The 1,050-nt window shown below is 50.8% G+C and carries 1 protein-coding gene; it reads left to right on the top strand.

Annotated elements, in window-relative coordinates:
• Positions 1-61: 61 nt before the first annotated feature.
• On the top strand, positions 62-1,050 hold a 989-nt coding region (locus R7O12_RS26820; protein ID WP_318127107.1), incomplete at its 3' end, for an FAD-dependent 2-octaprenylphenol hydroxylase.

A 1,050-nucleotide genomic window follows, 5' to 3' on the forward strand; every position in this document is an offset into this window, starting at 1 on the left:
GTGAAACGATGATTGACTGCAACAAACTAGGTAACAACCAGTTATTAGGTAATAAATAGCAATGATGCAAAGTGTAGATATCGCCATCATCGGCGGAGGGATGGTTGGGTTGGCGCTTGCCGCCGCATTCAAAGACAGTGACCTGCGTATCGCCGTGATCGAAGGTAGCGTGCCAGATGAAACGTTGAATGAACTGCCTGATGTGCGAGTTTCTGCACTGAGCCGCTCAAGTGAAACCATTTTACGTAAGCTAGGAGCTTGGCAGGGTATTGAGCAACGCCGTGCTGCACCTTACTACGGTATGGAAGTGTGGGAGCAAGACAGCTTCGCAAAAATAGAGTTTGATGCACAAAGTATGGCACAACCTGATTTGGGTCATATCGTTGAAAATCGCGTGATTCAGTTAGCGTTGTTGGAACAAGTGCAAAAGCTAGAGAATGTGACGCTATTCATGCCAGCGCGCTGTGCGACACTCGCGGTCGGTGAACAAGAGAGTTGGTTAACGCTCGATAACGGCCAAGCGATGACAGCGAAGCTGGTGGTGGGCGCAGATGGCGCGAATTCGTGGCTGCGTAACCAGATGGATATTCCTTTGACGCATTGGGACTACGGTCACCATGCGTTGGTTGCTAATGTGAAAACAGCGGATCCGCACCACAGCATCGCGCGTCAGATTTTTACACCTCACGGGCCTTTGGCATTCTTGCCGATGTCTCAACCAAACATGTGTTCTATCGTCTGGTCGACAGAGCCAAACCGAGCGGAAGAATTGCTGGCCATGAGCGGTGAAGCGTTCAACAAAACGCTAACCAGCGAATTTGATGCTCGTTTAGGCGTGTGTGAAGTGGTGGGAGGGCTAGCGGCGTTTCCGCTAAAAATGCGTTATGCCCGAGACTTTGTGGTAGAGCGTGTTGCACTGGTTGGCGATGCGGCTCATACCATCCACCCATTAGCAGGCCAAGGCGTGAATCTCGGCTTATTGGATGCAGCCAGTCTGGCGCAAGAAGTACTGACTCTTTGGAAACAAGGGCAAGACATTGGTAGTAAACG

It is taken from the genome of Vibrio sp. Vb1574 (genome assembly GCF_033338675.1).